The organism is Edaphobacter sp. FHG110511_03, assembly GCF_059115365.1.
Genome location: NZ_JBZYWL010000001.1, coordinates 1,681,126 through 1,704,717, shown reverse-complemented (window position 1 = coordinate 1,704,717; position 23,592 = coordinate 1,681,126). Strand labels below are relative to the sequence as shown.

Genomic DNA, 23,592 nt, shown 5'->3' with positions numbered 1-23,592 from the left:
CCAGCAGAGCAACTTTGGCTCCGCCTTGCCAGATACCCGTTCTGATGTCGCTAGAAGCGCTGAAGAATGACTCATGGCGATACTCTCTCAAAGAGCAAGAGCATATGGTCTCCGGTGACGCGAAGCAGAGGCAAACACGCGAAGATGGGCTCCAGACGGCATAGCAGGCGAAACAGTAAGGGGTGGCCACACGCCCAGGATTCGAGATACGAAGGCGGAATCGCTACGCCAATGCCTCGCACCGAGCGAATTCGGAAATGCGGAGAGAAGCTTCTACGGAGTTGCCGAAGAGTGGGGTAGAAGATGGTCAGATCTGCCCCTTTGAGGGTTGCCTGGGCTTGGCCGCGGCATCGGCGAAGCCCCTTCTTCCACTGGCCTTTCGCGCAATGATAAAGGATTTCGATAAGGGCGAAGCGTGAGGAGAGGCAGAAGACGAGAGTTCCACCAGTCTTAACCAAATTGGAAAGGTTGGTTGCGGCCGATTCAAGATCCGAAACGCAGTTAAGGCCAGAGAAGTTGGAGAAAGCACCGTCGAAGTGATGTACAGGATGCAACTCCCCAATACGTTCCGTCGGAAGATGGAGAAAGACGACGGACCCCGACGCCTGATGATTCTCCAGGCGCTGCTCGGCGTGCGCGATCATATGGTGCGAGGCATCGCAGCAGAAGACAGAAACACCTTGACTTGAGAGGAAAAAGGCGTCTTCGCCGGTGCCGCAGTTAAGCTCGAGTACATTGTCGCCACGCTGAAATGCGGCGCTGAGAATTTTCCATACTGCGTTCCGCTGCGCACGCCCAATGAGGGAGTCAGTAAAACTACGATCGTAAGTAGCTGCGAGTCGATCGAAGGCCTCACCTGCCGCGGCGCCAGCAAGTTCGAGATTTGCGGCGCTCATGCTTCGACCTCGCTCTGCGTAGCGAGAAGACCACTGCGAGCTATGCTGATCTTGGTATTTAGTTCGGCTAAGAGCGCTTGATCGCCCGTGCCCACACTGTTCAGACGGGCAAGTTGGACCTCATTGCGCAGCAAGCTGTCAGCATGGGCATAATAGGCGCGCGAGTGCCGCCCGCGTATTTTGATCTCCCGATCAGAACTTTGTCCCCAAGGCTGGAGTTGAACCAACTTGCTGTGAATCTGCTGGTAGTACGGTGTACCCTTAATCGGATACGAAACGGTGGTAAAGAAGATATCTGGCTGGGCAGTGCGGACGTGTTGGATGGTTGCTTCAATATCTTCCATCTCCTCGCCCTCATATCCCCACATCAGGAACATGCCGCTTTGAATATTGCGCGCACGGCTCAGCTGGACAGCGCGTTGAACTTGTTCTACCTTGACGCCACGATCCATGGAATCGAGTAATCGCTGCGAACCGCTCTCGGAACCGATCCAAATACGGAAGCAACCAAGTTCTGCGAGGAGGTCAAGCATCTCTTCATTCAGTCGGTCGGCACGCGATATGCACTCGAAAGGAACGTGCAAATTGCGGCGACGCATTTCGGCAGCGTATTGGCGAATCCACTCGTGGTTGATCGTGAAGACATCGTCGGAGACCCAGGCAATATCGGGTCTGTATTCTTCAAGCAGCCATTCAACCTCATCGACTACTTTGAACGGGTTGCGTCGGCGATGTGTCTGTCCGTAAACCTGGTGGCTACACCAACGGCATTTGTACGGACAGCCGCGAGCTGTGATGAAATTCACCGAGCCCTGCTGATGATGGGTTCGCCATGTGTTCACATAGCGGTGAAGGTCGACCGCACGGCGCGCAGGCCAGGGCTGCGCATCGAGATCGGCAATTTGAGCGCGTGGTGGATTCTGCCAAAGGTGTCCCGATTCATCGAGATAAGCTACCCCAGCGATCTTCGATCGCCACGCAGGATCCGTTTTGTCTGCGCGATTCCTGCGTGCGGTAAGTAGCTCCTGAGTCGTGGCTTCGCCCTCACCGAATACCACGAAATCTGCACCGGCTTCAAGATACTCCTGCGCATAGGCTCCGGGCTCCGGGCCACCGACGATTACCTGCCAGCCCGCTTCGTGAGCGACGGACATGATCTCGATGGCGTTGCCACGGGTCATGAGGTTCGCATAGATGCCGAGGATGGACGGCGTTTCGGTGCGAAGGTGGTGGAAAAGAGCGCTCCGGCTTGAGAATGTGGTATCGAACACATCAACGTCGAAGCCCTGCTGTCGCAAGTGAGAACAGAGGTAAAGGATGCCCAATGGAGCATAGGGCTTCATAATCTGCATTTCCTTTGGATCTTCATAAAGGAAATAGCCATGAGTCAGGAGCAGATCTGGCATCAAGCCCTCCTCGGTCCCAACAATAAGTCCGCAAGCGGAAGAAATGCAGCTTCCTCTGCGGTACCGAACGGAAGCACATTCGCATTTCTACTATTCGGCTCCATCTCGTGCACACGCTGCCACAGAGCCTTACAACCTTCCTCTGTCGTACCGGGTGCGCGTGTTGCGTTCACCTCGGCATGCATCGCATCGCGCAACGCAAGGTAAAATTCATCACGATACGCGGCTGTATGCATCGTGCAGAGATCATCGCTGTCAATCCAATTGCGCTTGTCGCCCATTTGCTGTTGAACGCGCTCAAAGAATGCTGTTCCGGGAAGAGGATATGAGAGGGAGACCCCGATATCGTCGGGTTGCGTTTCTCGAACGAGGCGTATGGTCTCTGTGATTTCAGGCCACTCCTCTCCCGGGTAGCCAAACTGCAGGAAATAGCAGGCCCGAATGCCTGCATCGGCGAGACGTTGACGCGCAGCATGGATAGCGGAGACCTTGAGGCCCTTGCTCATGGCGTTGAGGATTTTTTGTGATCCAGATTCCGCTCCGAGCCAGACCTCCGCACACCCTGCACGTTTAAGTGCAATAACGGTTGACTCAGACATCAGGTCGGCGCGTGATTGAATCTTGAAAGGTACAGGTGATCCAAGAGCTTCAACGGAGCAGGCAAATGAATCCACCCAGTGCCGGTCAAGGGCAAAGACATCATCACTGAACCAAACGTGCTCTACGCCATAGGTCTTCTTGACGAAGTGCAGCTCTGCCGCCACGTCTTCCGGTGCACGGAGCTGATAGCGATCTCCGGAGATAGGCTTTGCGCACCAATTGCATTGATAGGGACATCCTCGGCTAGAGACGACATTGATAGAGAAGTAACCGTGCTTTTCCGTCCATGCTTGACGGTAAGGCTCAAGATCAATAAGCATCCGCATAGGAGCCGGAAGATTGGCCCAGGATAAATTCCTCGGTGCGGGTGAAGAAACGCTCAAGGTTCGGGCTGTGCCATCATAGTGAACGAGGCCGGGCAGTGGCTTGGCATGACCTGTCTGAAGCAGCGAGGTGCAGAGTTCGATGAGTGTTTGCTCCGCCTCCCCGTTTAGCACATAAGAGATGCCGTAATCGAGATAGACAGCAGGATGGTCAGTGGCATCGGAGCCATGGGCAATGACGGGAATGCCATATTGCTGTGCAATCTGCGCTAGGCGGCAGGCAAGTTCCCGCATGTGAAGCAGGCACATCTTGGTGACGAAGTTGAAGTCATCCTCATAGATAACAACGAGCTTCGGCCTATTCTGCTCAAGTGCTTGCTGAAAACCCACAATAGGCTCAGAGAACATCGAGTCGAATACTGCGACCGAAAGACCCGCGCCTTGCAGAGCAGTTGCAGCATAGAGGGTTCCGAGCGGCGGATAGGGCTGCATCTTGCGCCATTGCTTTGCGTCGGATGGAAGGTGGTAAGAGTGTGTGAGAAGGACGTCGATCACAGGCAGCCTCCCTCCTCGCCGAACGATTTCGGGTAGTTAGCATGCATTGGCAGACTCCACGGGAGGTAACTCTCGCCCCGTAACGAGGGAACGGCGCTTGATGAGGTGCTCAGTGAGCCGCGAAAGCCAGAGCTCCCAAGGAAAGGAAAAAAGGCTGGAGTTGATACGCCAGCGTATGGGCTCACTCACAAGCAGGCGGGTGAGGCGGCGAAGGATAGAGGATTGAGAGGAGAGGCGTCGCACCTGATTCAGCAGGAGAAAATATTCGAGCATACGATCAAGGCGTGCGAGTTCACTGCCACGGAGCCAGGGAAGAAGATTGGCACCGAGAGGCATGGTCATCCAATCCTCAAGAGTCTGAGGCTCGATCACGCCGAGCTCTCGAAGCTGCGGCCAGATGGGAATGCCGGGATAAGGGGTAAAGATGTTTGGGGAGAAACGAACGTTCGAGAACTGACGACCGATGTCGCTCATGGTGCGAAAGGTGATGAGACGGTCGGCCTCGGTTTCGCCGGGGTAGCCGAGGATTAGATTGAAGGTAATGCGGATGCCGGCGAGACTGGCCTTGCGTGCCGTCTCGTACATCTCATCAACGCGTTGATGGCGCTTGTTCATCATCTTGAGGACGCTTTTCGACGTAGATTCAGTACCGAAACCCATGTAACTGACGCCGCTATCCGCCAAGAGCTGTACCTCCTCCTGGCTCATACGACAGATGAAGTCCGTGGAAGCCTGGAAAGTCCAGGTGAACTTTACTCCGGAGTCGTAAATTCCCTTCGCGATGGCGATGGCACGTCGCAGATCGACAGGAAAGTTGGAGTCCAGCAGAGCGACATTCGTGATGCGATACTTGCGGACCAGGCCAACCAGCTCTTCGACAACGTGTTCTGCGGCATATGCATTAAAGCGACGCTTGTAGACGACCATGTCGGTACAGTAGTTGCAGGCATAGGGACAACCGATGCTTGTGGCATAGGCGAGTTCGCGTTTTCCAGAGGCCCGTTCGTAGGCATCAAAGTCGATGAGGTCAAAAGCAGGAGGGGCGAAGGTATCGACTGGCTGAACCCTACGGTCGAAGTTATTGATCAACCGTCCGTCTTTCTTCCAGGAAATACCAGGGATAAGATCGAGAGGATTCCGCGTCGCGAGCGCAGCGGTAAGCTCAACGATCGTAATCTCTCCCTGGCCACGAACAACGACATCCACGTACGGCTCGCTCAGAGTAGACTCCGGGCAGAGCGTCGGGTGCCAGCCGCCGAACACAACGCATGTAGAGGGCGTATATCTTTTAACCTCCTTGGCCACCTCAATCGCACCTCGGATCATTGGGCCGGTAAGAACAGAGATTCCAATGCAGAGCGCGGAGGCACACTCCTGGCGAACGCGTTCAAGATAGTTGGGCGTGATCGCTGCATCTATCAGAACAACCTCGAAGTTCGCCGCATGCAGTGTACCGGCGAGCGCCAGTAACGAGAGAGGCGCACCTAGAGGCGGCCCATCGTAGGGTGGATAGAAGAGCACGACTTTGCCGCGATTCAGCATGCCGCCTCCGCAGGCGTGTTTGCAAGTCGCTTCGCATCGACTGCAGGTTTATAGGCGTTGGCCATTCTCCTTTTCAATTTGTTGTTAAGCCAGATTTCTACGGGGTACTTGTAGACATCATGGTCGAGGCGCCAGCGAGCCGGTAGAGACATCGTTTTTTGTGCGATCCGCGTGATGGGTCCACGTGTATCGGTAGCGATGGGAATGCGATCGAATGCAATACGGAGATACTCTCGGGTGACCTGAAGGCGCGTATGCTCTTTACCCTTGAGCCACGGTAGCGTGGTGTAACGGGGGAAGTAGTCTGCCCAACCTTCGAGGGTCGTAGGGACCTCGATGCCCATTTCCTGCGCGCGTTTCATGATTGGAGAACCTGGGTAAGGGGTAAAGATGTTGGTCCAGAACTCCGCGCCGGGAAAACGACGACAGACGTCCATCATGAATTCGATCGTTTCCCTGCGCTCCTTGGCCCCTTCACCCGGGAAGGCAAAGATAATGTTAAAAGACGGACGGATGTTTGCGGCAATGCACCGCGCGGCGCTCTCATAGATTTGATCGAAATCCTGGAAGGTCTTATTCATCAACTGCAGAACCTTCGGAGAGCCAGAATCGACTCCTTGACAGATCTGCTGTAGACCCGCGCGACGCAGAAGTGTCAAGTCTTCATGAGTGAGTCTGGCTACCATGTTGGTAGTCGCCTGCACGCTCCACTTGAACTGCGACTCCGCCTTGACCAGGCCTTCAGCGATACCGCGAACTCGATCGAGATCGACCATGAAATTGTCGTCGACCACCCAAAGCATTTCAAGACGATAACGACGGGTGAGATCGACCGTTTCCTCAACGAACTGCTCGGGAGGAAGCGCGTTCCACTTGCGGCCATATACGCCTGCGTTGGTGCAGTAGCCACAGTTGAATGGACAAGCGAGCGAGGATGTGTACATGGCCCATCGCTTGCCGCAGCCACGTTCGTAGGCGTCGAAGTCAGCAATGTGATATGCCTTTGGAGGCATATCGACGAGCGGCCTGAGAGCACGCTCGGGATTCAAGATCAGCTTGCCGTCACGCTTGAAGCCGATGCCTGCGATAAGGTCTGGAGCGGACTTGCTCTCAAGATGCTGAACCAGCTCGAGGAGCGCATCCTCACCCTGCCCGCGAACAACATAATCGATGCACGCAGCCTGAAGCGTCTGGTCTGGTAGTAGCGAAGGGTGCCAGCCGCCGAGGATGATGGGGAAATCGGGATTCCAAGCCTTGACAGCGGTCGCAATCTCGACCGTCTCGCGGATCATAGGACCGGTAACAAGCGAGATGCCCAGGCAAACAGCGTCGCGTACCTCTTCGAGGACACGCTTCTTATAGTCGGGTGTAATCGTCGAATCGATAAGAGTGACGCTGTAACCAGCCCGCATAAGTGGCGTCGCGACAGCTAAAATTCCTAGCGGAGCAGTCGCCTCTGAACTCGCAAACGAAGGGAAAAAGAAGACTATCTTTTTCGACGTCTTGGGGGATTTGGACATAGTTTCGGCACTCTCTCCTACTAAGTGTGCCGCCAAAGGGCCCAGATGCTTGTCAGACTAATGTCAGCAAATTGTCATGCCTTTGTTGCATTAGCGTGTTGTCCGAGCATTTTCTACATGTTGCGAGGCCCGATAACCTCTAAACAGAGGGATGAATTGTATTCCGAACCGGCAAAAGCCGTCAAATGAAGGGGCTGGTTTAGAGCCAAAGCGATCCCTTTCATACCAGGAAGAGCAGCCGGCTGGATTGCCTTCGATCTGCGCATGATGTTCCAGGGATACTTCGACCAGGGCTTTGCGCCTACCGAGACAGAGGTCGCTAGTCTCACAAGACATTGGGCCACTCACCGCGCAGCTATGAAGACTTTGCAGCAGAACGGCCGCCTGTGGGGGCCTAAACCGCTCAGCCTCAAACTCAACGCTGCTCGTACCATCGAGAAATATATCTTTAAGGTGTACCGATTTTCACCCATGAATCATTCGGAAGACCGGAGTGCAACTCGAGGAGAAACAGCATGCCTAATGAGACATTGGAGTACCCACCTATTCCGTCCGACGATCCCAGTCGCAGGTTAACCATCTTTCAATCCGATCGGGATGAAGAGGTTCTGCACATAGGTCTGGTAGGCGACACATATACGATCGCCGTTGCCGGAAAAGACACCGACAATCGCTTCTGCGTGATCGACATGCATATTCCTCCAGGGGGCGGTCCTGGTCCGCATCGCCATGACTTCGAAGAGACCTTCCTTCTACTTGAAGGTGAGATCTCTGTAACCTTTCGAGGCCAGAAATCTGTCGCTCAGGCAGGCTATACAGTCAACATTCCATCCAACGCCCCGCATCAATTCCAAAATGCTTCCTCCAGGCCAGCTCGTATGATCTGCATTTGCTCGCCCGCGGGAATGGAAGACTTCTTCGTGGAAGTTGGAATACCGGTTGCCACGCGAACAACGCCCCCACCAAAATTGAACGAAAAACAGATGGCCGAATTCCTGGAGAAGGCACGCACTCTCGCCCCAAAATATCGTACAGAGCTTTTGAAAGAAGCCTAGCAAGGTCTACTTCCAAGCCGCATGGTTCAATTGTGAGAACTTTACATTTTCAGTTCTACGCTCTGATGTTTCGAGAATTAGCTTGTTCAAAGCGGATTCGAAGAATTAGAGTTGACATATAGGTTTTACCCAAGGCAAGATTTCATCTTAGCGGCAGAGACCAGAGGGCCGCCCCAAAAAGCTGCGAGCAGATGCGCAGATATGGGGCGGCCCTTTTGTTTGGAATATCAAGGATGTGGGAGCAAAAATGCCTTCTTTCGGTACGAGCAGATGAGAAGAACGGATACGTTCCTGGACAGAATAGGGATCCCATCCGTCTTGATATGGGGATTCGTTGGCTTATTGCTCTTTATGGTAGGAGATGGCGTAGAGTCCGGCTATTTGGCTCCCTATCTTGTCAGCCGAGGGCTTACGCTCAATGATGTAGCAACCATCTCAACTTTTTATGGCGCAATGGCAGCTCTGGCCGGATGGTTTTCCGGTGCCCTCTCTGACGTTTGGGGTCCTCGACGCGTGATCGCTCTTGGTCTGGGTATCTGGCTGGTCTTCCAAGTACTCTTTCTTAAGATAGGGCTCTATCACGTTGCTTATCCCGCAATTCTGATCACCTATGGATTGCGGGGGCTGGGATATCCTCTCTTTGCCTTTGGCTTTCTGGTTTGGATTACAGTAGCAGCTCCTAAATACCGGCTGGCATCGGCAATGGGTTGGTTTTGGTTTGCATTTACTGGTGGCCTTCCCACGCTTGGATCTCAGATCGCTAGATTTTCCATTCCACGCATCGGCGCATACCAAACCTTTTGGCTCGCTACTATTTTGGTCTTGACCGGTGGAGTGGTGTTGTTAGCAGGGGTGAAAGAAAAGCGTGGAGCTGCGCGACTAGTAGCAAAAGAAGAAAAGCCAATAGGAGCTCTCCTGCGGTCTATATCACTTGCATGGAGAAAGCCGAAAACCGGGATTGCCTGTATCGTGCGGGTAATTAACACCGCTCCTGAGTTTGGCTTCTTCATAATATTGCCAGACTTCTTCCAAAACACTATTGGTTTCTCGCAAACGCAGTTTCTTACATTATTAAGTGCGATTTTCCTTTCAAATATTCTTTGGAACCTGTTATTTGGCCTCATCGGCGATCGTTTTGGGTGGCGAAAGACAATTGCGTTATGCGGTGGCCTCGGCTGCACGATAAGCACGCTTGCCCTTTATTACGTCCCGCTCACCACTCATAATTACGAGTTGAGTCTTATAGTGGGCATGCTGTATGGAGCAACCCTGGCAGGATATGTTCCCCTCTCTGCACTTACACCAATGCTTGCTCCCGATCACCGCGGCGAGGCTCTTTCGCTACTTAGCCTCGGAGCAGGCGCGGCGATGTTAGTGGGCCCGGGACTTGTACGTCTCGTTCTTTATCCCGTTGGTATTGCTGGTTTGATGTGGATCTTCGCACTGCTATATCTTTTGAGCGGATGCTTGGCCTGGACACTACGAAATCCAACAGACACAATGGCGGGCGTTTGATATGGCATGGATTGCGATTGATGCAGGAACTACAGTTATCAAAGCCGTTGCGTTTGGCCGAAATGGCGAAGAGTTGGCATTGGCACGTGAAAAGACAACATTGCTGAATCCTCGACCCAACCATTCTGAACAGAGCATGGACAGCGTCTGGCGGTCCATTGTCTCTACTGTGCGCCAAGTCACAGAGCAATGCGGTGAATCAATTGAAGGAGTTGTTTCAACGGCACAGGGCGATGGATGTTGGATGATTGACGCTGCTGGTAGTCCCGTAAGAAATGCTGTGCTCTGGAACGACGGTCGAGCTAACAGTATCGTAGAGCAGTGGCAGGAGCGTGACGTATTGGAGAGAGCCTTCCGCATCAGCGGATCGGTTTCATACCCTGGCTTGCCAAACGCGATCATCTCCTGGCTTCAGAAATATGAGCCGCAGTCCATAGCTCGTGCACGGTGGATATTGACCTGCAATGGCTGGATATTCTCTTGCATGACTGGCCACATTGCAGCCGACCTTTCGGACGCTTCTAATCCATTCTCCGATATAAGTGCTAGGACATATTCCTACGCATTGATGCAATCCTTCGAGCTTGAAGATATAGCGGAAATATTACCCCGAATCGCGCGGAACGACGAGGTTTCAGCTCCTCTTCTACCGAACGCCGCGGAGCAAATGGGCCTTCAGGCTGGCATCCCGGTTGTAATGGCCCCCTACGACATTGTGACCACAGCATTCGGCAGCGGCGCCGCTCTTCCTGGCCAGGCATGCGTAATTCTCGGGACCACAATATGCGCCGAAATGATCACTTCTTCCCCACATCTCACAGGCCATATTTCAGGAACAACCATCGCTCTCGAAAAAGGCCTCTATCTCCGCGCGATGCCTACTCTCACAGGATGTGAAGCCCAGGAGTGGGCAGCCAGGATATTCGCTCAAGGCGATCTCGAAAAACTGGGACGACTCGCTTCGGAAACAAAGCCTTCCATGCAGGTTCCATTCTTTTTTCCCTACCTATCTTCAGCAGGAGAACGCTCCCCTTTTCTAGCGCCACAGGCGAGTGGGAGCTTTCATGGTCTCTCGTTCTTTTCCTCGTTATCGCAGATTGCCCACGCCGTATATGAAGGTCTCTCGTTTGTGATTCGAGAATGTCTTGGAACTGCAACGAAGGAACCTGTGCACGAGGTAAGGGTTGCCGGCGGAGGAGCTCGGAATGACTTCTGGTGCCAGATGATGGCAAATGTAATTGGTGTAAAGGTCATCCGTACGTCGGGCAACGAACACGGCGCACGAGGAGCCTTTTTGTTCGCGCTTACAGTGACAGGTCAGATCGAGAGCATCGCAGCAGGTCTACGCCGCTATGAATGCAAGGCGCGCGTTTTCGAGCCTTGCGATGAGATGCATGCCGTTTACTCAAATCGTTACAATCTGTGGCTCACCCTACGAGAGACTGCAAGCAGACAATGGTCGCTGCTAAGAGGTGCACAATGAGTTCTCCCGTCTACTTGGGGATCGATCTCGGCACCCAAAGCGTCCGCGTTATGGCTGTAACGGAAGATGGCCACGTAGCCGCATCGGCGTCAACGCCACTCACCAGCAACAGGAATGGCCGACGACATGAACAGAACCCAGAGCCGTGGTGGAACGCCACGGCATACTCCTGCCAAAGCGTTATGCGACAGCTCGATAATGCGTCGGTTCTCGGTCTCGCTGTGGATGCAACCTCAGGCACCGTAGTTGTCATGGATTCGCGGCTTCATGCTCGCGGACCAGCACTAATGTACGACGACAGCCGTGCAGTTGAAGAAGCCGTGGAAGTGGATCATATTGGGTCCTTTCGCTGGCGAGAGATGAGCTATCGTATGCAGCCGTCGTGGGCACTCCCAAAGATTGTTTGGCTCTTTCGAAATGGATTTGTATCTCGCGGAACGAGGCTGTTACACCAGAACGACTTTATCAATGCACGCTTAGCTGGGCGGATGCTGGCAACCGATTCGAGCAATGCCTTAAAAACTGGGTATGACCTGATCCGTAATGAATGGCCTACAGAGGTTATGAATGGTTTGCAGATTGATTCCTCGCTCTTGCCTGAGGTAGTCGCCCCCGGAACTCTTATAGGAGAGACAAGCATAGGCGCGCAAAAAGAGACGGGCATTCCAGCCGGGGTCCCAATCTATGCCGGCATGACGGATGGATGTGCCGCGCAGATTGCCTCTGGAGCTATCACTCTTGGGAGTTGGAACTCCGTTATTGGCACGACGCTGGTGATGAAGGGCGTCACGCGCAATCTTCTGCGCGATCCACTCGGTGTCATATACTCTCATCGTTCCGTTGACGGCATGTGGCTTCCAGGTGGAGCGTCCAGCACCGGTGCAGGAATTATTGCCAGGGAATTTAATTCTGATGACCTTCCTCGCCTCAACGAAGCGGCTCTTCAACGTGGCCCCACCGGAGTAGTTACATACCCACTCCTTGGGTTGGGCGAGCGCTTCCCTTTTGCGGCCCCTCAAGCGCAGGGCTTTATACTTGGTGAAACTCCTTCGCAGGCAATACGCTATCGCGCAATTCTTGAAGGAATTGCATGCGTCGAACGGCTTGCGCTTGATGTGCTGCTTGCCCATGGCGCTCCCACTCATGGAAGCTTCACCATCTCCGGCGGCGCCACGAAGAGCGAAGCATTCAATCGGATACGAGCTGAGGTTCTCCAACGGCCGCTTGCAATCCCTTCGACTTCCGAGAGTGCTTTTGGAATGGCTATACTGGCCGCGGCATCCAACTCATCCCTCACACATGCTGTCCAAAATATGGTTCACATCGATCGCGTTATCGAACCACAACAATCCTTCGCTGCCTACACAGAACAATACGTCACGCTGATAACAGCGTTGCAACAGCGAAATTGGCTCCCCCAAACAATTGCAGCAGCCGCATTGCAAGGTGTGCACTCATGAGTCGAATCGTCCTGGTCCGCCACGGAGAAACAATATGGCACAAGGAGAATCGCTATGCCGGGCGGAGCGATATTGCCTTGAACGAGAAGGGCTACGCGCAAGCGGATCAGCTCGCCACCTGGACCGCCACCGCCAGTATTACTGGTGTTTGGAGTTCGACGTTATCGCGCGCCTGCAATACAGCGTCTCCTATTGCAAAAGCTTTAGGGCTCCCGCTTCAAACCGATGCGCGTCTAGTGGAGTTAGACTTCGGACAGGGAGAGGGTCTCACCAGTGCAGAGATGTCTCGCCAAATGCCGGAGGAATTCGCGGCGTTTCGCGTTGACCCAGTGAAAAACTTTCTTCCCGGGGGAGAAGATCCGATACACGCCGTCGAGCGTGCTCTCGCCGCACTCTATGAAGTTGCCGAGCGCACCGATTCGGGTGGACGTGCGTTGATAGTAGCCCATAATACGCTGCTGCGATTGGTGCTCTGTCGTCTGCTCGAAATCTCGCTCTCGCGCTATCGGACGGTCTTTCCTGTATTTGATAATTGCTCACTTACAGAGATAGAGCTCGCTCCTGGTGTAGCTTCCAGCCTGCTTTGTTTCAATGTGCCACTTTCCATACCTCAAAACGTAAATCAATGATCGGAGATTCATTCGAGAATGGATAGACAGAAACTTCTCGTCATCGGTGACCATTTCATTCTTCCCAGCCTTATGCGCACCAGTCTTGGAAGTCTCGCCGAACGGTTTAGCATCGTGGAGGCTTCTACCCCATTTCCTCTTGAGCCCTTTCGCGATATCGCAGAAGTTCGTGAAGCCTCCGGCTCGGAAGAACAGATGATCGAGGCGCTGCGCGGTGTCGCGATCTGCATTGCGCACCATGCTCCCCTGACGAAGTACGTTATCGAGAACGCTCCCGATTTGCGGCTCTTCATTGTCTGCCGCGGAGGTCCGGTCAATGTCAATGTCTCTGCAGCAACCGAACATGGCATTGTCGTGGCCTATACACCTGCGCGGAATGCAACGGCAACCGCAGAACATACCATCGCCATGATGCTCAGCGCGATGCGCCTGATACCCGACGCGGATGCGGCCATCCGCAAAGGACAGTGGAAGGGAGACTACACATGGGCGACCGTTGGCTTCGAGCTTGAGAGTGCAACGGCGGGATTGATTGGTTACGGAGCCATCGGCCACATCGTAGCCCATATCTTGAAGAGCTTCGGTGCAAACGTTCTCGTCTATGATCCCTACGCAGAAATCGGTGAAGAAGAAGGAGTGAAACAAGTAGAACTGGCTGAACTTCTGGACCGGTCGAACATAGTCTCGCTCCATGCACGTGAGACTCCGGAATCACGAGGCATTCTTGGAGCAGAGCAAATCGCCCGTTTACAACAAGGATCTATTATGGTGAACTGTGCGCGTGGATCGTTAATGGATTATGAGGCCGTAGCCGACGCTCTGCGTTCTGGGCACTTGTTTGCCGCGGCGGCTGATGTCTTCCCCTCCGAGCCCCTCGCATCCAACTCCCCCCTGCTTCAACTCCCCAACTTCATCATGACACCGCATATTGCAGGGGGGACGCAGCAAGCCGCTATCAAAGCCACCCGCATTGCCGCTGAAGAATTGAATCGATATCTCAATGGATATAACCTGCGGTATTGCGCAAATCCACAAGTACAAGAAGGATTAGGCCTCAAATAAGCCAAAGACGGGAATTGCTAGTGGTAACGGCATGAATCCCCGCAGCTAACAACTCCTCGATCTCTTTTAAATTCTCAATCAATCCTCCACCAATAGTGGTGAGATCGGAGTAAGTTTCACGCAGGCACTTCCCTACGCGTGGCGCAACCATGGCGGGTAGAACCTCTATTGCATTCGGTCTGAACTGAGCAAGCGATTTTTTTGCCGCCATGACGGCGGCCGTATCGATAGCAAAAGTACGTAGCACCGTCATCAGTCCCAACCCTTGCGCAAATTTGAGTGCCTCGGACCGAGTAGAAACGATTCCAGCCACACCGTTTGCAGCCAGAAATTCAACGGCAAAACGATCCCGCGAAAGTCCATCGAGGAAATCTATGTTCACCATGCAGAGTTTGCCATGATCGTTTGCACGCTGGAGCAGGTTGGGCAACGTAAGCGGATTGCCCGTGAGAATGAACAGACAACGCGTGGGAGCCAACAATGCTGTTTCAAACGCTTCAAGTGAATTGACCGATGCAATGAGAGGACCAGTCATGAGCTTCGGCGGGTCCGAAAGATCAGCTTTTGCCTTGCCAACACTGTAAGCACCTGGACGTGAAGGCTTGCTTTCTTTCGGCCCAAACTTTACTTGGATCGCCATAATTCCCTCGTTGTCATCATATTCGAAGAGTCCGACACTCTGCTTCGCGGACAGTACCGACACACCCTTCAAAGATTTTGCATGAATGAATTACTAGATCTTCTATATCTCCGCAGCGTTGTGGCAATGTATCTATCAGCCCGACGTGGTAGTAGCCATAGGCGCCTCCAGGCGAAACGTGAAAATCCTCAAGACTGGCCAGGTAATTCAGTTCACCCAAACTGAACCACATCGAGATTGATGGGATCCCGGTAAACTCTCCTGACGACTAGCCAGGCTCCTGGAAGAGTCGAGGGCTAAGCAAGTCATCGGTTGCCGAATCTATAGATCGTCTTCGAAAAAAATCGTTCACCAACATGAAGAACTGTAGATGGGAAATGCGGGTGATGGGGGGAGTCTGGAAAGTGCTGTGTCTCCAGGCAGAATCCCGTGTGCCGCGTATAAGGTTTTCCGTGTCGCCCTTTGATTCCATTGAGCGCGTTCCCGCTATAAAACTGCAGCCCCGGTTGCGATGTCTCTACCAAAAGGGTCCGTCCAGAAACCGGTTCATGGACCTCTGCAGCTGGCCTGACCTTGCTCTCGACACCATCGAGAACAAAATTGTGATTAAAACCCTCTCCTAACTCGATTTGGCCATCAGAACTACTAATCTGGTCCCCGATCCTCTTCGACCGTCGCAGATCGAGAGAAGTCCCGTGAACCGTTGTAATTTTTCCTGTCGGAATTGCCTCGCGATCAATTGGGGTAAAGGTGTTCGCAAAAATCCTGATCTCATGCGAGAGAATATCGTCGTGATCATTGCCTGTTAGGTTGAAATAGGCATGATTTGTGAGATTTACAACCGTAGCTTTGTCTGTAATTGCTTCCAGAATGATGTGGAGCTCACTTCCGTACAGCACGTAGCGAACCTCCACCTCCATCCTGCCGGGAAACCCCATGTCATCATGTGGCGACGTAAGCTGCATGCGAACTCCCGACGGAATGATTTGCGGCGTCCACAATCTTCGATCGAATCCCTCAGCCCCTCCATGGAGAGCGTGTTTCATACCTGGCTCTAACTGGATCGCATATTTCTCTCCATCTAGCTCGAAAGCTCCATTGGCAATCCTGTTAGCGAAACGCCCGACGATAGCCCCCATATAGGAAATGTCCTTGATGTAGCCTTCGAGCGTGTCAAATCCTAGAACAACGTCTTCCCGCAACCCACTTCTATCTGGGACTCTTACGCGGACCAGCCTTGCACCATAGTCGCTAAGGCTTACGTCAAGTACATCGTTTTTTAGATGAAAGAGGTGGGCGTAGCTTCCGTCTAAGCTCTTACCCAGCCGCTCCTCTTGGACATGAACTGTTCGCTCTGATTGCATGAAGATTCTCGATCTGTTCATCGCCCGGAGAAGCCAGGCAGGTTTTTCTTTCAAAAAATTATAATTGACATTCGTTCACGTAGTGGATTAGTTTCGCTTTCGTTTCAATATAGCGACAATTTACGTGAACGAACACGGTCAAATCTACACACTGTTCTTTTCGACCTCATCGCCTTTCAGAATCGCACTTTGAGAAGCGGGGAGCAGGTTTTTATTCCGATGTTACTAAGGCAGGCCAGCATGTCTTCATTCAAGAAATTTACGCATCGTTTTGCACTTCTCGCATTCCATGGGACGCTTTGCGTTCTAGCGACTGCATTTTTCGTCACACAGTCACATGCGCAGATGGATCAAGGAACCGTCACTGGCGTAGTCACCGATGCGAGTGGAGCCTCTGTCCCCAATGCAAAGGTCACACTCACTTCTTCCGATACAGGTTTAGTTTTCGAGCGGCTCACCAATGAGAGCGGCATCTATACTTTTTCTCCCGTAAAGATCGGACGCTACAGCGTTACCGCCGGAGCAGCTGGCTTCCAAACGACAACGCGAGAAAACCTGATACTCAATGTCCAGGGCCGCCTGGGCGTTAATTTCTCACTGAAGCCGGGCGAGATAACTCAAAACGTCGTTGTAAGCACGGCACCACCTCTGCTCGAGACGCAAACAAGCGCAATCGGGCAAGTCATGGATTCAAAAACAATCAATGAAACTCCGTTGAATGGACGCAATTGGGTCTTTATCGCGCAGCTCGCCGCAGGCATCGCACCTCCGCAAGGCCAGACACGCGGATCCGGCAAGGGCGACTTTGTAGCGAATGGCCAGCGCGCGGAGCAGAACAATTTCATTCTCGATGGCGTCGATAACAACACGAATCTTGTGGACTTTCTGAATGGATCAACCTTCGTGCAACGCCCCCCGCCGGATGCGCTGGCTGAATTCAACCTGCAAACCAGCAACTATAGCGCCGAGTTTGGCCACTCTGCGGGTGCCGTCCTTAACGCCAGTATCAAGTCAGGAACGAACCGGATTCATGGGGACGTCTGGGAATACTTTCGCAGCGACAAATTGAATGCCCGGAACTGGAACTCACTTACGATTCCTCCATTCCATCAGAACCAATTCGGCGCTACTCTTGGATTTCCGATATGGAAGGACAAGATATTTTATTTCGGCGATATCGAGGCGAACCGTCTTTCTATCGGACAGACAAGCAACTATTCCGTACCTACGGCCAAGATGCGTAGCGGTGACTTTACCGAATTGCTCGATCCGAATCTCACGGGCTATACCGGTCCGATCAACCTTTACCAGCCTCTCAGTCGAGGAACTGTACGCCTCGGGGCTCCATGCGGTAGGGCTCAGAATGTCTTCTGCCCTGCTGATATCAATCCGGTGGCTCAGAACATCCTCAACATGTATCCGCTTCCGAATACGAATGGTGGAAAAACCTTCAACAATTTCACAACAAACGTAGGCAAGAAGGACAACACCATTCAGTGGGATCAGCGAGTCGACTGGAACATCAGTCAGAAAGATCAGATCTTTGGTCGCTTCAGCTATCTCCACCAAATCATCACGAATGAACTCCCCTTCGGCCCGATCCTCGACGGCAGTGATTACGGTGGAGCGCAGGATACCAATCTCGCCGAAAACGGGATGTTCAGCGAGACGCATACCTTCAGTCCATCCATGACGAACGAGTTCCGCTTCGGATACAACTGGGGTGTCTTCAATTTCCTTCAGCCGAATGCGACTAATTTCACACTCGCCGGTGATCTCGGACTTGGCAACGTTCCATTCTCTCCATTACAAGGCGGTTTACCGCAAGGTCAACTCCAAGGCACAGTAGGGGCTCGTTTCTGGGGCTCCTCTGGAACCTCTAACGAATCACAAAACGTGTATCAGATTCTCGACAACGTTACCAAAATCATCGGCAACCACTCACTCAAATTCGGAGTTGCCATCCAAAACATCCGTTTCTATTACACCTACGCACAGAATCCCCGCGGCCAGTACAGCTTCAACGGATCCTATACCAGTGTCCCTGGATCAAGCGCTACCAGCGGTACCGCGGATTTCCTGGCAAACAAGATGTCTTCTGCCTACATCACGAACAATCCCGGCGTCCACGACCAGCAGTGGTACGACTCAGGATACGGGCAGGACGACTGGCGAATCAGCTCGAAACTCACTCTCAACCTGGGCCTTCGCTACGATTGGTACCAACCTTATGCGGAATCAAGAGACAAACAGGCGAACTTCGTTCTCACGGGTCCAGTAAGCATCGCACACGGGACGGGAGTTTATCAGCTCCCAAAGGGGGCGCAACAATACGCGCTTGCACCCGCCTTCCTCTCGCTGTTGGCCGCAAACAATGTTTCAGTTCAATATGTGGATAACACCAGGCTGCTTGAATCCCAGAAGACGAACTTCGCACCCCGCGTGGGATTCGCCTATCAGCTCGATTCCAACTCAGTCATCCGCGGCGGCTACGGCATCTTCTATGGCGGACTGCAAAGCCATGGCAACGGAAATCTGGGAGCCAACTATCCCTTCAACCTGACCGCGACCTACAACCAGCCAACCTGCAACGCGGCTGACTGCTCCCCGCTGCCTTACACGTTGGAATCCGGCCTGCCTGCACTCACGACGGATGCTTCTCCATCGCAACCAGGCTTCCACTCTACCGACGCTCGCATCAAGACTCCCTATACACAGAACTACAGCCTTTCTTTCCAGCGTGCCTTCACCTCCGATCTGGTTGCTTCAATAGCCTATGTGGGAAATGTATCGCGGCACCTTTCGACATACTGGGCACCTAACTCCGCACTTGCCCTTACGCGAGCAAGTACAAATACGCAGAATCTGCAACCCTTTCCGGGCCTCGGCGGTACGGGGCAGATTCTGTACTCCGGCATCAGCTCGTACAACTCTCTTCAGGCCAAACTCGAGAAGCGTTTCTCGCAAGGACTTTCGTTCCTTGCGACATATACCTGGGCTCACGCGCTGGATAATTCCAGCTCCGCAGGCGGTCTGTCTACAGGCATCGGAGTTCGATCCTATTACCTGCTGGGCCTGAACTCGGAATACACAAATTCCTCATACGACATCCGTAATAGATTCACCTTCAATGGAAACTACCAGTTGCCATTCGGTCATGGCAGAGCCTATCTCCATGATTCCCGCCTGATGGATTTGGCGGTAGGTGGATGGTCGTTGAGCGGCACCCTTACTGCACAGTCCGGAATTCCCCTTGGTGGTATTTCGCCAATCGGGTCTACGGTAGCTGGCGGGTCCGCACGTGCTGTCAAGATCCGAGACCCTTTCGCTCCAGGTGGAACTCCACTCCCCGGAGGCGCTGCAAGCTGTCCAACTCAGACTCGTACGAAGGAAAACTGGTATAACCCGTGCTCTTTTGCAAATCCTCTCGCGGGAGATAGCATCCCGGCAGGTACGCTGATCACGGATCCCGCGGTGGCGCTCGCCTATCTTGGTGATAAACAGAACATCGTCTACGGCCCAGGATACTGGCGCGCGGATACTTCGCTCTTCAAGAACTTCCCCACCTTCCGCGAGCAGTATCTGCAATTTCGAGTCGATGCCTTCAATGTATTCAACCATCCAACCCTCGACAAACCTTCCACGACTAACAACGGCTCTGGTGGAGGTCAGATCACAGGCCCGAAAAACCTCCAGGCGAACGCGCCGGACGCCCGCTTCCTTCAACTTTCTCTCAAGTATGTCTTCTAAACCGCTGAGCATATTCCTCGGGACAGCGGTAGCCTGCTACCCTGTCCTGGAAGGCTTGCTTCAGACCTGTGAATGATCGCGCAAGTAACGGCTTCAACTACATTGGCGAAAGTTAACACCCGCTTTACGGACGGATTAGGAGCTAATGTCGTTCTGCCCTAGCGATTATTGGGTGATGCACGCTGAAGAAGGAGGGTATGAGCGCCCCTTCGCGACTCCGACGAATATCCTCTCCAATTGCCTGCGAAGGATGCGCTAACGCCTAGCGAGATGCTGCAGCTTTCGCTTGCGGACCTAAAGCCCTTTTTCCCTTGAAATAACTTGACATCTCTATTTCTAGAAACATAGATTTGGCAATGATCGGTAACGTACACGAGATAGATTCTCAACGATATTCGAGAGAGACCACATTCCAGGGGCAGAATGCAAAGCGAAGCGATTGATCACGTGAAACTCATCTTGCCTGAAGCACCGACCAACGAATCGGGACAGGTCAAGGCATGGGAAGAAGACGTGACAATGCGAACCTATCTTCCCGCCGTGGCTGACCGTAATCCACTTTTTCTGGAGAAGCGGGTCTACCAGGGCAGCAGCGGTCGCGTATATCCGCTGCCTGTCATCGATCGTATCGACACCGTCCCGACGCTCCAAAAATGGAAGGCAATCCATATTGAAAATCGATATCTACGGCTGATGGTGCTTCCACAGATCGGGGGCCGTATTCATGTCGGTATGGATAAGCTCAACGGCTACGATTTTTTTTACAGGCAAAATGTTATAAAACCTGCCCTTGTTGGTTTGGCAGGACCGTGGATCTCAGGTGGCGTAGAGTTCAATTGGCCACAGCATCATCGTCCTGCAACTTACATGCCCGTAGACACTACGATTGAGCGGGAAAAAGATGGCGCTGTCACGATCTGGTGTAGTGATCATGACCCGATGACCCGCATGAAAGGCATGCATGGTATCCGCCTGCATCCTGAAAAGGCGTACATCGAAGTTCGCGTCCGTCTGTACAACCGTACACAGCAAACACAAACGTTCCTTTGGTGGGCAAATGTAGCTACCCACGTTCATGAGCAGTACCAGTCCTTTTTTCCCAGGGATGTCCGCTTTGCGGCTGATCACGCCAAACGTGCCATTACCCATTATCCGTTTAGTCAGGGAAACTACTATGGCATAGATTATGGCGAAAGGGCACGGCACGGCGTTCCGGCAGAAGAGGCCCCCCCTCACTTCGTACCGGATGGCTCCTATCCGCCTAATGATCTGAGCTGGTACGCCAATATCCCCGTTCCCACCAGCTACATGATCGACGGTTCCAAAGGTGATTTTGCCGGAGGATACGATCACAAACGACAGGCAGGAGTCGTGTCCTTTGCCAACCATTACATCTCTCCGGGGAAAAAGCAGTGGACATGGGGAAATCACGATTTCGGCTATGCGTGGGACCGTAGCCTGACAGACGAGGACGGCCCCTACATCGAGTTGATGGCCGGCGTTTATACCGATAACCAACCGGACTTCTCATTTCTCGCACCGGGGGAAACCAAGTCCTTCAGCCAGTTCTGGTATCCCATTCGGGAGATCGGAGTACCCGATCTCGCAAACTTGGCTGCAGCCGTGCGGGTCGAGATTACTCCCGGCGGACTCAACGTTCACCTTCAGGTGACCAGCGACCGTCCCCAAAGCACGTTGGCGGTGCGGGTAAGTGGCCATGAGATTGCCCGGTGGTGCGGGGATCTTCTGGCTGAGCACCCTTTGCATTACATCTTCGCTACTGAGAAACTGACCGATTTTGAAGTTGTCCTTGAACAAGGAAAGAAGACTCTGCTCTGCTATGCGCCGGCGAAGATTGGAGAAGCCGATCCTCCAGAGGTAGCGACCGAGCCTGCCTCCCCCGAGGAGACCGGCTCATTGGATGAGCTCTATCTGACCGGTCTTCACCTTGAGCAATATCGCCACCCCACGCGCTACCCCGAGTTTTACTGGCGAGAAGCGCTGCGTCGAGATCCAGGAGATAGCCGATGCAATAACGCGCTTGGTCGATGGCACCTGCGTCGAGGCGAACTCGAATGCGCTGAGCGTCATCTCCGAGCTTCGATTCAACGTCTCACACAGCGCAATCCCAATCCCTATGATGGAGAGCCTCTGTATAACCTCGGTCTCGTACTCCTGGCGCAGCAGCGCATCTCCGACGCCTATAGTGCCTTCTATAAAGCGGCTTGGAACGCGGCCTGGCGTGCTCCGGCGTATCATCGCCTTGCAGAGATCGATTGCATCCATCATCAGTGGAATACTGCGCTCGATCATCTCGACCGCTCCCTGGGCGCAGAAACTGAGAACCTTAACGCACTCAATCTAAAAGCTATCGTTCTTCGCAAGCTGGGCCGGAATGCCGAGGCGGATCAATTGCTTCAGGCAACACTGGAACTCGACCCACTCGACGTTTTCTCTCAATTTCTAAGAAATGGCGCTATTCCCGAAGATGGGCAGCAGTGTCTCGACCTTGCATTTAGCCTCTGTCAGGCTAATCTGCTTGACCTAGCTCAGGAAATTCTTCCCGAAGATAGGACCAGCCTGAATGGACCTTGCGCCTTATTGCTCTATGTCAAGGCAGACGTACTCGCACGCCTCGGTCGTGCGAAGGACGCTGAAAAGACCTATCGTGAAGCCGCAGCAGCAGATCCTGCCTATGTTTTTCCCAGCCGTATCGAAGAGATGCTGCTGCTTGAGCAGGCGATACGCTTATATCCCGATGACGCACGAGCCCGGTATTACCTCGGCAACTTCTTATACGACCGGAAACGACATACAGAAGCAATCGCGCAATGGGAACGTGCTGCGGAACTCGATCCCGAGTTTCCAACGGTCTGGAGAAATCTTGGCTTGGGTTACTTCAATATGCAGCAGCAGCCGGAGAAGGCGCTGGATGCCTTCCGTCGCGCTCGCAAGGTTGCCCCAAAAGATGCACGTATCTTCTACGAATACGACCAGCTCCTGAAACATACGGGCGAGGAACCTAGGAAACGGCTTCAACAACTAAGGAATCATTCTGACCTGGTATCTCTTCGAGATGACCTCTCGATCGAACTTGCATCGCTTCTTAATAGCGAGGGAGAGTATCAACAGGCACTCGACCTGATCCTCGACCAGCACTTTCAGCCCTGGGAAGGCGGCGAAGGACAAGTGCTCGCGCAATATGTAAGAGCACACGTCCTTCTGGCGCAAAGTACGCTTTCACACGGCGATGCCAGCACAGCCCTCAAACATCTGCGTCTGGCAGAACATCCACCGGAAAGTCTGAGCGAAGCGCGACACCTTCTCCAAAATCGAAGTGTTATCGATTACTGGCTGGGAGTAAGCCTGCGCATGGCCGGTAATTTCGAAGCCTCGCTTCATGTATTCTCACGAGCAGCTCAATCCATGGGCGACTTCCAGCAAATGCAGGTGCAGGAGATCTCAGAGATGACCTATTGGAGCGCACAGGCGCTGAAAGAACTGGGAGAAACTGAAAATGCCCGCTTACTCTTTGAGAAAATCCGAGATTATGCTCGAAGGCTACGTCAGCAGGTTCCCAGGATCGATTATTTTGCGACCTCGCTTCCAGCAATGCTTCTCTTTGACGAAGATCTTCAGAAACGCCAGAGCATCACTGCAAATTTTCTTGAGGCACAATCCTTGCTGGGTCTTGGAGACACGCCTCTCGCCATTCAACTGCTGCGTCAGGTCTTGGCCGAAGACCGCAATCACATTGGCGCGATAGACCTGTCGCGAGCCTTGGGGATCTGA

Annotated in this window: 15 protein-coding genes; 8 read left to right on the top strand and 7 right to left on the bottom strand. The window is 53.2% G+C overall.

Going from position 1 to position 23,592, the window contains the following annotated elements; genetic code table 11:
• Positions 1 to 71: 71 nt before the first annotated feature.
• Genes AC5S26_RS06940 through AC5S26_RS06920 form a run of 5 tightly spaced genes read right to left on the bottom strand, consistent with a single transcriptional unit; the run spans position 72 to position 6,842 of the window.
• Positions 72 to 896, bottom strand: a complete 825-nt coding sequence (locus tag AC5S26_RS06940) for a class I SAM-dependent methyltransferase (RefSeq protein ID WP_494184120.1) — start codon at positions 894 to 896, stop codon at positions 72 to 74.
• A complete protein-coding gene (locus AC5S26_RS06935; protein WP_494184119.1) occupies positions 893 to 2,302 on the bottom strand; it encodes a B12-binding domain-containing radical SAM protein in 1,410 nt (469 codons plus the stop codon). The genes AC5S26_RS06940 and AC5S26_RS06935 overlap by 4 nt, the downstream gene beginning before the upstream one ends.
• Complete coding sequence (locus tag AC5S26_RS06930; RefSeq protein WP_494184118.1) at positions 2,302 to 3,780, bottom strand: B12-binding domain-containing radical SAM protein; 1,479 nt, start codon at positions 3,778 to 3,780, stop codon at positions 2,302 to 2,304. The genes AC5S26_RS06935 and AC5S26_RS06930 overlap by 1 nt, the downstream gene beginning before the upstream one ends.
• Before the next feature lie 36 nt (positions 3,781 to 3,816).
• Positions 3,817 to 5,322, bottom strand: a complete 1,506-nt coding sequence (locus AC5S26_RS06925) for a B12-binding domain-containing radical SAM protein (RefSeq protein WP_494184117.1) — start codon at positions 5,320 to 5,322, stop codon at positions 3,817 to 3,819.
• Positions 5,316 to 6,842, bottom strand: coding sequence for a B12-binding domain-containing radical SAM protein (locus AC5S26_RS06920; RefSeq protein WP_494184116.1), 1,527 nt, complete (start codon positions 6,840 to 6,842; stop codon positions 5,316 to 5,318). Before AC5S26_RS06920 ends, AC5S26_RS06925 begins: the two co-directional genes overlap by 7 nt.
• Positions 6,843 to 7,357: 515 nt before the next feature.
• Between AC5S26_RS06920 and AC5S26_RS06915 the strand changes: the two genes are divergently transcribed.
• From AC5S26_RS06915 to AC5S26_RS06890, 6 genes are all read left to right on the top strand, one after another.
• Positions 7,358 to 7,897, top strand: coding sequence for a cupin domain-containing protein (locus AC5S26_RS06915; protein ID WP_494184115.1), 540 nt, complete (start codon positions 7,358 to 7,360; stop codon positions 7,895 to 7,897).
• 270 nt (positions 7,898 to 8,167) lie between these two features.
• Positions 8,168 to 9,412 carry an MFS transporter gene (locus tag AC5S26_RS06910; protein WP_494184114.1) on the top strand — a complete coding sequence of 415 codons (1,245 nt, stop codon included), beginning with the start codon at positions 8,168 to 8,170 and terminating at the stop codon, positions 9,410 to 9,412.
• Position 9,413: 1 nt separating this feature from the next.
• A complete protein-coding gene (locus tag AC5S26_RS06905) occupies positions 9,414 to 10,895 on the top strand; it encodes an FGGY family carbohydrate kinase (protein ID WP_494184113.1) in 1,482 nt (493 codons plus the stop codon).
• Positions 10,892 to 12,355, top strand: coding sequence for an FGGY-family carbohydrate kinase (locus AC5S26_RS06900; RefSeq protein WP_494184112.1), 1,464 nt, complete (start codon positions 10,892 to 10,894; stop codon positions 12,353 to 12,355). The genes AC5S26_RS06905 and AC5S26_RS06900 overlap by 4 nt, the downstream gene beginning before the upstream one ends.
• Complete coding sequence (locus tag AC5S26_RS06895; RefSeq protein ID WP_494184111.1) at positions 12,352 to 12,984, top strand: histidine phosphatase family protein; 633 nt, start codon at positions 12,352 to 12,354, stop codon at positions 12,982 to 12,984. Before AC5S26_RS06900 ends, AC5S26_RS06895 begins: the two co-directional genes overlap by 4 nt.
• Positions 12,985 to 13,002: 18 nt before the next feature.
• Positions 13,003 to 14,046: a 2-hydroxyacid dehydrogenase gene (locus tag AC5S26_RS06890; protein WP_494184110.1), complete on the top strand. Its 1,044-nt coding sequence runs from the start codon at positions 13,003 to 13,005 to the stop codon at positions 14,044 to 14,046.
• Here the strand turns inward: AC5S26_RS06890 and AC5S26_RS06885 are convergent.
• Both AC5S26_RS06885 and AC5S26_RS06880 read right to left on the bottom strand, forming a co-directional pair.
• The gene (locus AC5S26_RS06885) at positions 14,039 to 14,686 is read right to left on the bottom strand and encodes a glycerol-3-phosphate responsive antiterminator (RefSeq protein WP_494184109.1); all 648 of its coding nucleotides are present in this window, start codon (positions 14,684 to 14,686) and stop codon (positions 14,039 to 14,041) included. The two genes, AC5S26_RS06890 and AC5S26_RS06885, sit on opposite strands and share 8 nt — an antisense overlap.
• A gap of 305 nt (positions 14,687 to 14,991) precedes the next feature.
• A complete protein-coding gene (locus AC5S26_RS06880; protein WP_494184108.1) occupies positions 14,992 to 16,050 on the bottom strand; it encodes an aldose epimerase family protein in 1,059 nt (352 codons plus the stop codon).
• Between the two features lie 240 nt (positions 16,051 to 16,290).
• On the opposite strand from AC5S26_RS06880, the gene AC5S26_RS06875 reads away from it, so the two are divergent.
• Both AC5S26_RS06875 and AC5S26_RS06870 read left to right on the top strand, forming a co-directional pair.
• Entirely contained in the window at positions 16,291 to 19,800 is a 3,510-nt protein-coding gene (locus AC5S26_RS06875) for a TonB-dependent receptor (RefSeq protein WP_494184107.1), read from the top strand.
• 447 nt (positions 19,801 to 20,247) lie between these two features.
• Entirely contained in the window at positions 20,248 to 23,592 is a 3,345-nt protein-coding gene (locus AC5S26_RS06870) for a DUF5107 domain-containing protein (protein ID WP_494184106.1), read from the top strand.

What these genes read in the sequence shown, in the direction of transcription:
- AC5S26_RS06940 (WP_494184120.1), bottom strand. Translation starts at nt 896, where the DNA reads ATGAGCGCCGCAAATCTCGAACTTGCTGGCGCCGCGGCAGGTGAGGCC.
- AC5S26_RS06935 (WP_494184119.1), bottom strand. Translation starts at nt 2,302, where the DNA reads ATGCCAGATCTGCTCCTGACTCATGGCTATTTCCTTTATGAAGATCCA.
- AC5S26_RS06925 (WP_494184117.1), bottom strand. Translation starts at nt 5,322, where the DNA reads ATGCTGAATCGCGGCAAAGTCGTGCTCTTCTATCCACCCTACGATGGG.
- AC5S26_RS06920 (WP_494184116.1), bottom strand. Translation starts at nt 6,842, where the DNA reads ATGTCCAAATCCCCCAAGACGTCGAAAAAGATAGTCTTCTTTTTCCCT.
- AC5S26_RS06915 (WP_494184115.1), top strand. Translation starts at nt 7,358, where the DNA reads ATGCCTAATGAGACATTGGAGTACCCACCTATTCCGTCCGACGATCCC.
- AC5S26_RS06910 (WP_494184114.1), top strand. Translation starts at nt 8,168, where the DNA reads ATGAGAAGAACGGATACGTTCCTGGACAGAATAGGGATCCCATCCGTC.
- AC5S26_RS06905 (WP_494184113.1), top strand. Translation starts at nt 9,414, where the DNA reads ATGGCATGGATTGCGATTGATGCAGGAACTACAGTTATCAAAGCCGTT.
- AC5S26_RS06900 (WP_494184112.1), top strand. Translation starts at nt 10,892, where the DNA reads ATGAGTTCTCCCGTCTACTTGGGGATCGATCTCGGCACCCAAAGCGTC.
- AC5S26_RS06895 (WP_494184111.1), top strand. Translation starts at nt 12,352, where the DNA reads ATGAGTCGAATCGTCCTGGTCCGCCACGGAGAAACAATATGGCACAAG.
- AC5S26_RS06890 (WP_494184110.1), top strand. Translation starts at nt 13,003, where the DNA reads ATGGATAGACAGAAACTTCTCGTCATCGGTGACCATTTCATTCTTCCC.
- AC5S26_RS06885 (WP_494184109.1), bottom strand. Translation starts at nt 14,686, where the DNA reads ATGGCGATCCAAGTAAAGTTTGGGCCGAAAGAAAGCAAGCCTTCACGT.
- AC5S26_RS06880 (WP_494184108.1), bottom strand. Translation starts at nt 16,050, where the DNA reads ATGCAATCAGAGCGAACAGTTCATGTCCAAGAGGAGCGGCTGGGTAAG.
- AC5S26_RS06875 (WP_494184107.1), top strand. Translation starts at nt 16,291, where the DNA reads ATGTCTTCATTCAAGAAATTTACGCATCGTTTTGCACTTCTCGCATTC.